11 protein-coding genes and 1 pseudogene are annotated in these 14,170 nt (G+C 66.6%); 3 read left to right on the forward strand and 9 right to left on the reverse strand.

All coding sequences use genetic code 11. The annotated features are described in order from the left end of the window. Positions 1-82: 82 nt before the first annotated feature. Entirely contained in the window at positions 83-673 is a 591-nt protein-coding gene (locus QFZ33_RS14955; protein WP_307028709.1) for a DUF3043 domain-containing protein, read from the forward strand. Positions 674-782: 109 nt separating this feature from the next. Here QFZ33_RS14955 and QFZ33_RS14960 read toward each other — a convergent pair whose 3' ends face one another. Further along, entirely contained in the window at positions 783-1,847 is a 1,065-nt protein-coding gene (locus tag QFZ33_RS14960; protein ID WP_307028711.1) for a quinone-dependent dihydroorotate dehydrogenase, read from the reverse strand. A gap of 86 nt (positions 1,848-1,933) precedes the next feature. Between QFZ33_RS14960 and QFZ33_RS14965 the strand changes: the two are divergent. Next, positions 1,934-2,910 (forward strand): annotated as a pseudogene (locus QFZ33_RS14965) (alpha/beta hydrolase). Positions 2,911-2,957: 47 nt separating this feature from the next. Here QFZ33_RS14965 and QFZ33_RS14970 read toward each other — a convergent pair. From QFZ33_RS14970 to leuA, 3 genes are read right to left on the reverse strand one after another with little or no spacing between them, the layout of a single operon-like run. Next, positions 2,958-3,779, reverse strand: a complete 822-nt coding sequence (locus QFZ33_RS14970) for an isoprenyl transferase (RefSeq protein WP_307028712.1) — start codon at positions 3,777-3,779, stop codon at positions 2,958-2,960. A 2-nt stretch (positions 3,780-3,781) separates the two neighbouring features. Beyond that, positions 3,782-4,546, reverse strand: a complete 765-nt coding sequence (gene recO, locus QFZ33_RS14975) for a DNA repair protein RecO (RefSeq protein ID WP_307028714.1) — start codon at positions 4,544-4,546, stop codon at positions 3,782-3,784. A gap of 58 nt (positions 4,547-4,604) precedes the next feature. After that, the gene (gene leuA, locus QFZ33_RS14980; RefSeq protein ID WP_307028716.1) at positions 4,605-6,344 is read right to left on the reverse strand and encodes a 2-isopropylmalate synthase; all 1,740 of its coding nucleotides are present in this window, start codon (positions 6,342-6,344) and stop codon (positions 4,605-4,607) included. A gap of 251 nt (positions 6,345-6,595) precedes the next feature. On the opposite strand from leuA, the gene QFZ33_RS14985 reads away from it, so the two are divergent. Further along, the gene (locus QFZ33_RS14985) at positions 6,596-8,548 is read left to right on the forward strand and encodes a M13 family metallopeptidase (protein WP_307028718.1); all 1,953 of its coding nucleotides are present in this window, start codon (positions 6,596-6,598) and stop codon (positions 8,546-8,548) included. An 84-nt stretch (positions 8,549-8,632) separates the two neighbouring features. On the opposite strand, the gene QFZ33_RS14990 is transcribed toward QFZ33_RS14985, so the two are convergent. From QFZ33_RS14990 to QFZ33_RS15010, 5 genes are all read right to left on the reverse strand, one after another. Then, positions 8,633-10,213, reverse strand: a complete 1,581-nt coding sequence (locus QFZ33_RS14990; RefSeq protein ID WP_307028720.1) for an LCP family protein — start codon at positions 10,211-10,213, stop codon at positions 8,633-8,635. A 127-nt stretch (positions 10,214-10,340) separates the two neighbouring features. Further along, the gene (gene era / locus QFZ33_RS14995) at positions 10,341-11,300 is read right to left on the reverse strand and encodes a GTPase Era (RefSeq protein ID WP_307028722.1); all 960 of its coding nucleotides are present in this window, start codon (positions 11,298-11,300) and stop codon (positions 10,341-10,343) included. Further along, a complete protein-coding gene (locus QFZ33_RS15000) occupies positions 11,284-12,615 on the reverse strand; it encodes a hemolysin family protein (protein ID WP_307028724.1) in 1,332 nt (443 codons plus the stop codon). The genes era and QFZ33_RS15000 overlap by 17 nt, the downstream gene beginning before the upstream one ends. Beyond that, positions 12,612-13,085 (reverse strand): rRNA maturation RNase YbeY, encoded by a 474-nt coding sequence (gene ybeY / locus QFZ33_RS15005; RefSeq protein WP_102974527.1) that lies wholly within the window; start codon positions 13,083-13,085, stop codon positions 12,612-12,614. Before ybeY ends, QFZ33_RS15000 begins: the two co-directional genes overlap by 4 nt. Next, positions 13,069-14,169, reverse strand: coding sequence for a PhoH family protein (locus QFZ33_RS15010; RefSeq protein ID WP_307028726.1), 1,101 nt, complete (start codon positions 14,167-14,169; stop codon positions 13,069-13,071). Before QFZ33_RS15010 ends, ybeY begins: the two co-directional genes overlap by 17 nt. Between the last annotated feature and the right edge of the window lies 1 nt (position 14,170).

Below are 14,170 nucleotides of genomic sequence, written 5' to 3' on the forward strand. Positions count from 1 at the left end.
CGGGCGCCGGAGGCCACGGCATAGCGTTCCGGGGGCAGCCGGGCAGGACCGGGGGCACAGCCCGCCAAGGTATTCTGTTGTGGTGTTCGGACGTAAAAAGGAAGCGCCAGCGGCGCAGGATGTAGTTGACCAGCAGGCTGCCGAGGCAGCCGCACTAGCGGGCAAAGGCGCGCCCACGCCCAAGCGCAAAGCACAGGAAGCGGCCCGCAAGCGCCCCCTCGTGCCGGAGGACCGGAAGGCCTCCAAGGAAGCGGAGCGTGCTGCCGCCCAGGAGCAGCGCCTGAAGGTGCGCCAGGCACTGGATACCGGCGACGAGAGGTTCCTGCCGATCCGCGACAAGGGCCCGCAGAAGCGGTATGCCCGGGATTACGTGGACGCCCGCTTCAGCCTGGGCGAGTACCTCATGTTCGGCGCCCTGGTGTTCGTCATCATCTCCCTCGTCGTGCCGTCCAACAGCGACATGATGATTTATGTGCTGGGCGGCTTCTGGGTAATGTTCCTGGCAGTATTCGTGGACGTGTTCATCCTGTCCCGCAAGCTCCGCAAGCGCCTCGCCGAAAAGTTCGGCGTAGTTGAGCGCGGCACCGTCTGGTACGGCTCCATGCGTTCGCTGCAGTTCCGGAAGCTTCGCCTGCCCAAGCCCCTGGTCCGCCGCGGGCAGTACCCGTCCTGATTCCTCGTTTTCCTCCTGCGGCACTGGCCGCCAGAGGGCGGTCCCGGACCTAAAACACAGCAGCCCGGCGGTGATACCGCCGGGCTGCTGTGTTTAACGTGCGTGCGAACTAGCGGTTCCTGGCCAGTTCCCTGTTGATCCGGGCAGCCCAGAACGGCCCCTCATACAGGAAGGCGGTGTAGCCCTGGACCAGGGTGGCGCCTGCGTCCAGCCGGTCCTGGACGTCCGTGGCGGTCTCCACGCCGCCCACGGAAATCAGCGCCAGCCGGTCCTGGGTGACCGACTTCAGCCGGCGCAGCACCTCCAGCGAACGGCTTTTCAGCGGAGCACCGGACAGACCGCCGGCACCGCAGGCCTCCACCTTGTCCGCTGCAGAATCGAGCCCATCCCGGCTGATGGTGGTGTTCGTGGCAATGATGCCGTCCAGGCCCAGGTCCATCGCCAGCCGGGCGACGTCGTCGATGTCCTCGTCGGTGAGGTCAGGGGCGATCTTGACCAACAGCGGGACATGCCGGCCTGCGGACTTGTCCGCCTCCTCCCCCACTGCCTTCAGCAGCGGCCGGAGCGTCTCCACGTTCTGCAGAAGCCGGAGCCCCGGCGTGTTCGGCGAGCTGACGTTCACCACGAGGTAGTCCGCCGCCGGGGCGAGGCCGCGGGCACTGATGAGGTAGTCCTCCACAGCGTCCTCGAGCTCCACGATCTTGGTCTTGCCGATGTTGACGCCGATCACGGGCCGCACCTTGGCATGGCGCCGTTGCAGCGCAGCCCGGGCGGACTTCAGCCGCGGAGCTACGGCAGAGGCCCCGTCGTTGTTGAATCCCATCCGGTTGATGACGGCCCGGTCCTCAATCAGCCGGAACAGCCGCGGCTGTTCGTTGCCGGGCTGGGCCTGGCCGGTAATGGTACCCACCTCGACGTGGCCGAATCCAAGCTCCGTCAGGGCCTCGATTCCGTGGCCCTCCTTGTCGAAGCCGGCGGCCAGTCCGAACGGCGACGGAAAGGTCAGGCCGAGCGCGTTCGTCTGCAGGGATGCCGGCGGTGCCGTAAACCGTTCCAGCAACCGTCCCGCTCCCACGGAATGGACCAGCCGGATTCCCTTGAAACCGATCTTGTGGGCGCGTTCGGCGTCCATCCATGAAAAGGCCAGCCTGAAAAATGTGGGGTATACGCGCATGCCTCTAGTTTTCCGTCTTCGGCGGTACAGACCAAACCGGGCTGACACACCACCCGGGCCGGGACTGCAAAGCCTACGCTGGTGCCATGGAGTGGCAGAGCGACATCCTGGGGCCGGGCTTCGAGTCCTGCGCCTTCGAAGCCGCGGGCGGGGACGGCGTCCGCCGCCGGGCCACCCTGGTCCGGTTCGCTTCGCTCCACCGGACGCCCCGGACGTCCGTAGCGCCGGACCGCGCCGGGCAGTGCTCTTCCTGCATGGCTGGAGCGACTACTTCTTCAACATAGAGCTGGCGCGGTTCTGGGACGCGCACGGCTTCGAATTCTTTGCCCTGGATATGCACAACCACGGCCGCAGCCTTCAGCCGGGCACCCATGGCGGCTACGTCGCAGATCTGGGACACTACGACGCCGAGATCGGCACCGCGGCCGGCATGATCACCGAGTCCGGAGGTGCAGGACCCGTGCGGCTCGCGCTCATGGGCCATTCCACCGGCGGCCTCGTGGCAGCCCTGTGGGCCAGCCGCAACCCCGGCGCCGTTTCCCAGCTGGTCCTGAACAGTCCCTGGCTCGAAATGCACGGCAGCGCCCTGGTCCGCCGTGCGGCCTGGACCATGGTGGAGCCAATCGCCCGCCTGCGGCCGGAGGCGGTGCTCAGGCTGCCGGAGCGCGGCTTCTACTGGCGGAGCATCAGCAGTTCCGCCGAAGGCGAATGGACTCTGGACGCTGCCTACCGGCCGCCACTGGCCTTTCCGGTGCGCGCGGCCTGGCTCAGTGCCATCCTGGCCGGGCAGGCCAAGGTTGCGCGCGGCCTCGGCATCGGCGTTCCCGTTCTGGTCCTGCTGTCGGCGGCGAGCGAGAACGGGATGGTGTGGAACGAGGAAATGCGCCGCACGGACGCGGTGCTGGACGTCAACACTATTGCCGCCCGTGCCATGTCGCTAGGCCGGAGCGTCACCGTGGAGCGCATCGACGGGGCCCTTCACGACGTGTTCCTTTCCCGCGCCGACGTGCGGGCCGACGCCTACCGGCGCCTGGCCAAATGGATCAGGGGCTACGCCGCCTGATCCAGGGACAGGGGGTCCAGGAACGCGACTTCCAACACCGGCGGAACCTAGAGGGCCTGGGCGGCGTCCACTGCCCCGCCGTACCGGCGGTCCCGCTGGGCGTAGATTTCCACGGCATCCCAGAGGGTCCGGCGGTCGACGTCGGGCCACAGGGTGTCCAGGAAGACGAACTCCGCATACGCCGACTGCCACAGCATGAAGTTGGAGAGGCGCTGTTCACCGGAACTGCGGAGGAAGAGGTCGACGTCGGGAAGGTCCGGCTCGTCGAGGTACTTTTGGATCGTCTTCTCGGTGATGGCCCCGGGCTTGAGCCTGCCGTCGGCCACGTCCCGGGCAATGGCGGACACCGCGTCCGCGATTTCCGCCCTGCCTCCGTAGTTCACGCACATGGTCAGCGTGCAGGTGCTGTTTCCAGCGGTGTACGCCTCCGCCTCCTCGAGTTCGCGGATCACTGAGCCCCAAAGGCGGGGTCGCCTGCCGGACCAGCGGATCCGCACGCCCCACTCGTCCAGCTGGTTGCGCTGCCTGCGCAGCACCTCCTTGTTGAACCCCATCAGGAAGCGGACTTCCTCGGGAGACCGGCGCCAGTTCTCCGTGGAGAAGGCGTACACGCTGACGTACTCGATGCCGAGTTCAATGGCACCGGCCACGACGTCCAGCAGTGCGGGCTCCCCCGCCTTGTGGCCCTCGATGCGCGGCAGGCCGCGCTGGTTGGCCCACCTGCCGTTGCCGTCCATCACGATGGCCACGTGCCGCGGCACGAATTCGGCCGGGATCGACGGCGGAACCGCCCCCGTGTGGTGCGGGTACGGGGCCACCACCGGAGCGGTGCGGCGCCGGGCAGGACTGGTCTTCTTTCCCAAGGACACTGTTAGGTACGCTCCACATGTTTGAGGGATTTCAGGACACGCTCCAGGTGCCACTGCAGATAGCTTGCCACCAGACCCGCGGATTCCCGGCGGTGCAGCGGAAGTGAGGCATCCGCCGTCGGCCAGTCCCCGGTGAGCAGCGCACCCAGCAGGCAAACCGTTTCCGGCGCCGGCGCCGGTGACCCCGGCGGGCGGCAGTCGCCGCAGACCATGCCACCCAGCGGGGCGGAGAAGGCGGTGTGCGGTCCGGGCGCGCCGCAGCGCGCGCAGTCCGTGAAGCTGGGCGCCCAGCCGCCGGTTGAAAGGGCCCGCAGCAGGTAGGAATCCAGGATCAGCTCCGGCGCGTGGTCCCCGCGGCTCAGCGAGGCCAGCGCGCCGACCAGCAGGTTGTACTGGGCCGTCCCGGCTTCACCGTCGACGTCGGTCAGCTTTTCGGCGGTTTCGGTCATGGCCGCGGCCACCGTGTAACGGCCGTAGTCGGCGGCGATGTTGCCCCCGTACGCCCCTTTCGCGACGGCCTGCGTCACGATGTCGAGGGTCTTGCCGGACACGAGCTGCAGGTCTGCCACCATGAAGGGCTCCAGGCGGGCGCCGAAGCGGCTGGTGGTCCGCCGGATCCCCCTGGCCACCGCCCTGACCTGGCCGTGGTGCTTGGTCAGCAGGGTGATAATGCGGTCCGCCTCACCCAGCTTGTGGGTGCGCAACACCACGGCGTCGTCGCGGTAGCTGCGCGCTGCAAATGATTGGACCACGCTTAATCTTCCCATTGACTCCCGGAACCAGCTGCGCCGCCGGTGTGTACCGGCGGCGCAGCTGTCAGGAAGCTCAGGCCTGGGCGTCCCGGATGGCCCGGTTCACGGCGGAGATGACTGCCTTCAGCGCAGACGTGCTGGTGTTGGCATCGATGCCGACACCCCACAGGACGCGCTCCCCCACGGCGCATTCAACGTAGGCCGCGGCGAGGGCGCTGCCGCCCTCAGACAGGGCGTGCTCGCTGTAGTCCAGGACCCGCACATCCACGCCGTCCTGGCCGAGGATGTCCAGCAGCGCGGCGATGGGGCCGTTGCCGGTGCCGGTGCGGCTGACGTGGGTGCCGTCCACACCCAGCGAGGCGTGCAGGGTCATGGAGCCGTCCTCGTCGGTTTCGGTTTTCACCGAGCCGAGCGAGTACCGGCCCCATTGGCTTTCCGCCTTGGCGGAGGGCAAGTACTCGTCCTGGAACAGCTGCCACAGCTGGGCGCCGCTGACCTCGCCGCCCACGGTGTCCGTGCGCCGCTGGATGACGCCGGAGAACTCGATCTGTGCCCGCCGCGGCAGGTCCAGGCTGTGCTCGTTCTTCAGCAGGTAGGCCACGCCGCCCTTGCCGGACTGGGAGTTGACACGGATCACGGCCTCGTAGCTGCGGCCGAGGTCCTTCGGGTCCACGGGCAGGTAGGGCACCTGCCATGTGACGTCGCTGACGTCCTTGCCTGCAGCTGCCGCATCCTTCTCCAGGGCTTCGAGGCCCTTCTTGATGGCATCCTGGTGGGACCCGGAGAACGCGGTGAAGACGAGGTCACCGCCGTAGGGTGCACGCTCCGCCACGGGCAGCTGGTTGCAGTACTCCACGGTGCGCCGGACGTCGTCGATGTCGGAGAAGTCGATCATCGGGTCAACGCCCTGCACGAACATGTTCAGGCCGAGGGTCACCAGGTCCACGTTGCCGGTCCGCTCACCGTTGCCGAACAGGCAACCCTCGATGCGGTCGGCGCCGGCCTGGTAGCCCAGCTCGGCCGCGGCCACACCGGTGCCGCGGTCGTTGTGCGGGTGCAGGGAGAGGATGATGCCTTCGCGCGGGTGCAGGTGGCGGCTCATCCACTCGATGGAGTCCGCGTAGACGTTCGGGGTGGCCATCTCCACCGTGGCGGGCAGGTTGATGATCACTTGGCGGTCGGCGGACGCCTCAAAGACGTCGGCGACGGCGTTGCAGACGCGGACCGCGTACTCCAGCTCGGTGCCCGTGAAGGACTCCGGCGAGTACTCGTAGGTGATGTGGGTGTCGCCCAGCGTTTCTTCGTATTTCTTGCAGAGGCGGGCGCCCTGCAGCGCGATGTCCAGGATGCCGTCCTCGTCCTGGTTGAACACCACGCGGCGCTGCAGGACAGACGTGGAGTTGTACAGGTGCACGATGGCCTGCTTGGCACCCACCAGCGACTCGTAAGTCCGCTCGATGAGGTGTTCGCGGGCCTGGGTCAGCACCTGGATGGTGACGTCATCCGGGATGTGGTTGCCCTCGATCAGCTGCCGGACGAAGTCGAAGTCGGTCTGGGACGCGGAGGGGAAGCCGACCTCGATCTCCTTGTAGCCCATCCGGACCAGCAGGTCGAACATCTTCATCTTGCGGGCCGGGCTCATGGGGTCGATCAGCGCCTGGTTGCCGTCCCGCAGATCAACTGCGCACCAGCGCGGGGCCGTGGTGATGATCTTGTCCGGCCAGGTGCGGTCCGGCAGATCGACCTTGATCTGGTCCTGGAAGGGGACATAGCGGTGGATCGGCATTCCCGAGGGCTTCTGTGCGTTTCGCATTAATCTGGCCTTTTCTGTGATTCCTGAGTGAAAGGGCGGCCGGGCAACACAGACTCCGCGACGAGGGTGGGCCTTGCGCTAGATCGCGTCTGAGGCCTCGCCGCGGCAGCTAAGAAGAAGGAGCTCTGCACGCACCATTTCACAGTAACACGGGTGCGTAAGATGAAGGAGCAACACCTCCAGCAACGTCCACCATGCAGACGCTGCACCGGTGAGAGTGCCGGCCGCAGCCCGTCATCAAAGGAGCTCCTGTGCCAATTTCGGGGATCGCCCTGTCAAACATCGACCGCAGCGTAAGGCCACAGGACGACCTCTACCAGCATGTGAACGGCGCCTGGCTGAAGGACACCACCATCCCTGACGACCGTGCGCTGGAGGGCACATTCACAGCCCTACGCGACGGCTCCGAGCTGGCAGTCCGGGAAATCATTGAGGAAGCCGCGGCCAAGGGGTCCGAGGCCAGCGGCATCGAGCGGAAGATCGGCGACCTCTACAGCAGCTTCATGGATGAGGCAGCCGTAGAGGCCAGGGGCCTGGACCCCATCCGCGGACGCCTGGCCGAGGTCTTCGCCACTGCGAGCATTTTCGAGCTGCTGGCACTGGCCGGCCGGCTCTTCCGTTCGGATGTGTCGGGACTTTTCTACATCTACCCGGCACCGGATGCTGGCAACCCCGACCGCGTTCTGCTGTACACGGGGCAGGGCGGCCTCGGGCTCCCCGACGAGTCCTATTACCGCGAGGAGAAATTCGTCCCCGTCGTGCAGTCCTACCGGGATTACGTGAGCACCATGTTCGGCCTGGCCGGCGTGGCCGATCCCGAAGATGCCGCGGCCCGGGTGGTGGCACTGGAGACCGCCCTCGCCTCGCACCACTGGGACAACGTCACGCTCCGCGACCCCCAGAAGACCTACAACCTGAAGTCGGCCGACGAAGCACGCGAGCTGTTCCCCCTGCTGGACGCATGGTTTGAGGCCGCGGACATCGCCCCGGAGAAGCGGCAGGAGATCGTTGTCAGCACTCCTGACTTCTTTGCCGGCGCCGCTGCACTGCTGGCCTCGGAGTCACTGCCGGTGTGGCAGGAATGGCTTGCCCTGCGGGTCATCAACTCGGCGGCCCCCTACCTGTCGTCCGCCTTCGTGGATACGAACTTCGCCTTCTACGGCACCACCATCAGCGGCACCCCCCGGAACAAGGACCGCTGGAAACGGGGCGTCGCCGTCGTCGAGGCGGCACTGGGCGAGGCCGTCGGCCAAATCTATGTGGCCCGGCACTTTCCGGAGGGCCACAAGGCCCGCATGCAGACCCTCGTGGGGAACCTGATCGAGGCCTACCGGCAGAGCATCAGCGGGCTGGAATGGATGGGCGAGGACACCAAGGCCGAGGCGCTCCGGAAACTGGGGGCGTTCCGGGCGAAGATCGGTTTCCCCGACGAGTGGATCGACTACTCGGCAGTCGTGATTGACCCCGCCGACCTGCTGGGGAACGTCGAACGGGCCCACAACGCCGACGTCGACCGGCACCTTGACGAGGTGGGCAAGCCGGTGGACCTCAACAAGTGGCTCATGACGCCGCAGACCGTCAACGCGTATTACCACCCGATGCTGAATGAGGTCGTTTTCCCGGCGGCCATCCTCCAGCCGCCGTTCTTCACCGCCGACGCCGACGATGCGGTGAACTACGGCGGCATCGGGGCCGTGATCGGGCACGAGATCGGCCACGGCTTCGATGACCAGGGCTCGCAGTTCGACGGCACGGGCGAGCTGCGCAACTGGTGGACCGAGGACGACCGCAAGGCCTTCGAAGCCCTGACCAACCGCCTCGTGGACCAGTTCGACGCGCTGTCCCCGTACGCCGCGCCCGGCCACAACGTCAACGGCAAGCTCACGCTGGGCGAAAACATCGGCGACCTGGGCGGGCTCACCATTGCACACAAGGCCTACCGCCTCAGCCTTGACGGCCAGGAACCCGCAGTGCTCGACGGGCTGACGGGTGAACAGCGCTTCTTCGCTTCCTGGGCGGCCGGCTGGCGCCAAGTGATCCGCACCGAGGAGGCCATCCGGCGGCTGGCCACTGACCCGCACTCCCCCAACGAGTTCCGCACCAACGCCATCGCCAAGAACCTCGACTCCTTCCACGCCGCATTCGGCGTCACGGAGGAGGACGGGATGTGGATGCCCCCGGCGGAGCGCGTCAGCATCTGGTGAGTGCAGAAATGCCGGGCTGCCCCCGTTCGGGGCGGCCCGGCATTTTCTTTGGAACAATATTGCAGACAGCTACTGCACGATCAGCTACTGCACGATCAGCTCGGGGTTTGCCTGCTGGCAGACGGTGTCGCTGGCTGTCTGGTTGACGATGTCCTTGGGCACGGTGGTCTTGCCGAACTTCGTTCCGGACGGGAAGTCGGAACCCAGGTACAGCTGCACGCCCGCGACGCCGGACGACGGCGCCACCTGGGCGGCCGGGATTCCGAAGAGGGCTGCCACATCGGCGGCGACGTCCGCGAACTCAGGCCCGTAGTACACCATGGTCTTTGCCGTACCGTCGGCCTCCAGCTGCCCCACCTGGGTGAAGCCGCCGGCCACAACGGCGTCAACGATTTCCTGGGTCCGAGTGGGCGAGCCGGTTCCGTTTGCCACGGTGATGGGCTGCAGCGTCTTGTCATACGGCGCCGCCGTCGCGGTGGGCTTGGGCGTGGCCGACGGCGTGGAGCCCGCCGAAGGCTTGGGCGTCGCCGACGGTGACGGGGTTTCCTTCCCTTCCGGGTCCGTCAGGTCGACGTCCTTCCGCAGGGCAGCGAACAGCTGTGAGGCGGCCGGTTGCGCGGCTTCCAACCGGTTGGGATCGCTGGCGGCAGGGACAGTCGGCATCGCCACAAAGGCGACCTTGCCGACGTCGATCGTCTTCAGCCGGTTGCCGATGGTGACCATGGACGGCACGGAGGCGAGCCCGTCGTCGACGGTGAGGTTCTTCGTGATGACGTCGGCGATGTTCAGCAGGCTCGCCGGGTTGGACAGGGTGCCGTCATCCTTGATCTTCCGGGTCAGCGAGGACAGGAAGCCCTGCTGGGCCTTGATGCGGCCGAGGTCGCCGCCGTCGCCGAACGCGTGGCGGGTGCGGAGGAAGGCGAGGGCCTGTTCGCCCTGCACCTGCGAGGTGCCCTTTGGCAGCTTCAGCCGCGAGTCGGGGTCATAGACGGCGTCGCTGATGCACACCTCGACGCCGCCCACGGCGTTCGACAGTTCCTTGACGGCGTTGAAATCGGCCATCATGAAGTGGTCAATCTCCATGCCGGTCAGCTTGTTAACGGTGTCCACGGCACAACCGATGCCGGCCTCTTTCATGGCCTCGTTAATCATGATGCCGCTGCGGGCCGGGTACTGCTTGCCGGTCTTCTGGTCGGTGCACTTGGGGATGTCCACCAGCAGGTCGCGGGGGAAGCTGATGACGTTGACCCGCTTGTTGTCCTCCGAGATGTCCATGAGCATCATGACGTCGGAGTTGCCGTAGCCGGTGGAATCCTCGGAGCTGCCGTAGTTGGAGTTCTTGCCGTCGCGGGTGTCGGAGCCCAGGATCAGGATCTGCAGCCTGCCGGTGGCGTCGTCCGTGGCGTCGGTGCGGCTGCTTCCGGCGCCGAGTGCGGCCGTGGAGATGTTGGACTGCAGCCTGAAGTACCAGTAGCCGGCAAAGGCCAGGCCGCCGGCCAGGACCACGGCGACGACGGCGGTGGTCACCTTGAGCCACGTGGGCATGTGGCGGACATTCAGGTGCCGGGCGGCGCCCAGACGGGCGTCCTCGGCATGCCGGGCAGCTGGCTCGGAACGGGCGGGGGTGCCCGGTCCTTGGGCGCGGTTGTCGCGGCGTCGCACCACAGGGTGTACCTTCCTCGAAAAAATGGGATCCGGCCTATTTTAGTAGCCGTTTCTGGGAAAACGCCGGACATCAGGCGTTCACGGCTCGGCGCGCAGGCGCCAGCCGGGGAATTCAGGCGTCAGCGGGTCAGAACCCGAGTTTCACCAGCTGCTTGGGGTCGCGCTGCCAGTCCTTGGCCACCTTGACGTGCAGGTCGAGGTAGATGCGGGTGCCCAGGAGCGCCTCGATGCCCTTCCGGGCGTTGGTGCCGACCTCCCGCAGGCGGCTTCCGCCCTTGCCGATGATGATCGCCTTCTGCGACGGGCGCTCCACGTAGAGGTTGACGCGGACGTCGAGGAGCGGTTTGTCCTCGGTCCGGCCCTCGCGGGGAACGATCTCCTCGACCACCACGGCCAGTGAGTGCGGCAGCTCGTCGCGCACACCCTCCAGCGCAGCCTCGCGGATGAGTTCGGCCACCATGACGGCCTCCGGCTCATCGGTCAGCTCGCCGTCCGGATAGAGCGGCGGCGACGGCGGCATGTGGCTGATCAAAACGTCCGCCACTGTGCCCACCTGGAACCCGTCTGCGGCCGAGACTGGAACGATGTCCTTCCAGCCGTCCTCGCCCAGCACTTCCCTGCCGAGCTCGGCGACGGCCAGCAGCTGCTCCGTCAGCGCCTGCCGGTCCACCAAGTCGGTCTTGGTGACGAGGGCAATCACCGGCTTGCGCCCCACGGCGGCGAGCTGGGCGGCGATGAACTTATCACCGGGGCCGATCTTCTCGTTGGCAGGGATGCAGAACCCGATCGCGTCCACCTCGGAGAGCGTGTCGGCAACGAGGTCGTTAAGACGCTTGCCCAGGAGCGTGCGGGGCCGGTGCAGGCCGGGGGTGTCCACGAGGATCAGCTGGGCGTCTTGGCGGTGGACGATTCCGCGGATGGTGTGCCGCGTGGTCTGCGGCTTGGCGGACGTGATGGCCACCTTCTTGCCCACCAGGGCGTTGGTGAGGGTGGACTTGCCGGCGTTGGGCCGGCCCACCAGCACCGAGAATCCGGCATGGTACCCGCCGAACGGTTCGCCGCCGTCGGCCTTATTCTGCTTGCTCACGTGGAACTCCCTGTTGCATTGATTCGGCCTCGTCGAGAAGTTCTTCAAGGTCAGTGTGTTCTTTCGGCGCAGCGGCCGCAATTATGTGGCTGACACGGTTCCGGCGGCCCTCGAGCCGCTCGGCGCGCAGCGAAACGCCGTCGATATCCACGGCGCTGCCCACGATCGGGACCCGGCCGAGGGCCTTGGCCAGCAGGCCGCCCACGGTGTCCACCTCGTCGTCGTCCAGTTCGATGCCGAACAGCTCGCCAAGGTCGTCGATCCCCATCCGGGAGCTCACCCTGTACGTGCCGTCGCCGAGGTCGACGACGGCAGCGCTTTCCGAATCGTATTCATCCACGATTTCGCCGACGAGCTCTTCGATCAGGTCCTCCAGCGTCACCAGCCCGGCCGTCCCGCCGTACTCGTCGATGACGATGGCAACGTGCGTGGATTCCTTCTGGAGTTCCCGCAGGAGGTCGCTCACCGGCTTGGAATCCGGCACGTAGCGGACCTCGCGGGCCAGCAAGTCCACCACGGGCGGTTCGGCCTCCGGATCCATGCCGTGAATCGCGGCGGCCACATCCTTGAGGTAGATGATGCCCAGGATCTGGTCGGTGTTTTCGCCGATGACGGGGATCCTGGAATACCCCGACCGGAGGAACAGTGCCATCGCGCTGTGCAGGCTTGAACCGGCGTCGATGGTCAGGATGTCCGTCCGCGGCACCATGACGGCGCGGACCAGGGTGTCGCCGAACTCGAAGACGGACTGGATAAGTTCTGCCTCGTTGTCCTCGATCATGTCCGACTCGGTGGCCCGGTCAACCAGTTCGCGGAACTCTTCCTCGCTGAAGTAGGAGTCGTCACCGTTGGGAGAACCCGGGGCCACGGCACTGCCCAGCCGGACCAGCCAGGCGGGGATCGGGCCAAGTATCCAGGCCAGGAACCGGACGAGCGACGCCGAATACTGCGCCACGGCGGCCGGATGCGAGCGGCCCAGCTGGCGCGGCGAGACGCCCACCAGCACAAACCCGAGGACCGCCATAATGCCTGTCGCGGCCAGCCCGGCCAGCCAGACGTTGTCCAGCACGCTGTAGAGGAGTACAGCCACGGCCACTGCGGAGGCCGTCTCGAACCAGATCCGCCAAAAACGCAGGGCACGCATGTGCGTCATCGGCTGGTCCAGGATCCTCCGCAACGCCGGCCCCCGGTTCCCCTGCACCGCCTGCTCGGCGTCGTGGCGCGGAAGAAAGCTGAACGCCGCGTCGGCAGCAGTCAGCAGCGCTGCGGCACCGAGAAACGCCAGCGCCATGCAGACAAGGAGCAGGGAGGTCACTGGGTGGTCTCGGCCGGTGCTTCTTTGCCGGTGAATGCCGTCAGCAGTTCGCGCTGCAGGCCGAACATTTCTGCCTTCTCCTCGGGCTCGGCATGGTCATAGCCGAGCAGGTGGAGGATTCCGTGCGTGGTCAGCAGCAGCATCTCGTCCTGCGTCGAGTGCCCGGCGTTGCGGGCCTGGACCTCGGCCACCTGGGGGCAGATCGCGATGTCGCCAAGCATCCCCTGCGGGGTGGGCTTATCCGGGGTTCCCGGGGTCAGCTCATCCATGGGGACCGAGAGCACGTCGGTGGCTCCCGGCTCATCCATGAGCTCGATGTGCAGCTTCTCCATGGCCGGCTCGTCCACCAGCAGGATGGACAGTTCCGCCTGCGGATGGATATACAGCTGCTCGAAGATGAAGCGTGCCAATGCCACCAGCCGGGGTTCGTCCACCTGGATGCCGGATTCGTTGTTAACTTCGATGCTCATGCGCGCTCTCCCGTCGTTCCCGGGGCACGGAATGCTTGACCCGGTTGCGTTGTGCTTCGTCCCAGATGCCGTAGGCGTTGACGATGTCCCCCACCAGGCGGTGGCGGACGACGTCGGCGGCGTCCAGAACGGAGAAGCTGACGTCGTCGATTCCGGTGAGGATCTCCTCGACGATGCGCAGGCCGGAGCGGGTTCCGAACGGAAGGTCTACCTGCGTGACGTCGCCGGTGACCACCATCTTGGAGCCGAAGCCGAGGCGGGTGAGGAACATCTTCATCTGTTCCGGCGTGGTGTTCTGCGCCTCGTCGAGGATGATGAAGGCGTCGTTCAGCGTCCGGCCCCTCATGTAGGCCAGCGGAGCGACTTCGATGGTTCCGGCCGCCATCAGCCGGGGAATGGACTCGGGGTCCATCATGTCGTGCAGCGCGTCGTACAGCGGGCGCAAGTACGGGTCGATCTTGTCGCTGAGCGTGCCGGGGAGGAAACCCAGCCGTTCGCCAGCTTCAACGGCGGGACGGGTGAGGATGATCCGGCTGACTTCCTTCTGCTGCAGGGCCTGCACTGCCTTGGCCACCGCCAGGTAGGTCTTGCCGGTGCCGGCGGGACCGATCCCGAAGATCACCGTGTTCGCGTCGATGGCGTCCACGTAGTTCTTCTGGTTCAGTGTCTTGGGCCGGATGGTCTTGCCGCGGCTGGACAGGATGTCGTGGGTCAGCACCTCGACCGGGTTCTGCAGGGACTGGCTGCGGAGCAGCGAGACCAGTTGCTGGAGGACTGCGGGCGTAATCACGGTGCCGCGGGCGACGAGCCCCCGGACCTCGTGGAGCAGGCGCATGATCCGCGGAACATCGGCCGCGGGTCCGTTGATGGAGAGTTCGTTGCCGCGGACGTGGAAACTGACGGCCGGGAACTGGTCTTCGATGAACCGGAGGGCCTCGTCGTGGCTGCCCAGCGACTGCACCATCTGATCAGAGTTATCGAAGATGACCACCTCCGTCCGGACACCGGGGAGACTATGGGGGAATTCGCCCGTGGTGCGGTCCCCCGTATTGAGGCGGCGCTTTCCGTTTGCTGATTCAGTCATG

The organism is Arthrobacter globiformis, from assembly GCF_030815865.1.
In the GTDB taxonomy this organism is placed as follows: domain Bacteria; phylum Actinomycetota; class Actinomycetes; order Actinomycetales; family Micrococcaceae; genus Arthrobacter; species Arthrobacter globiformis_B.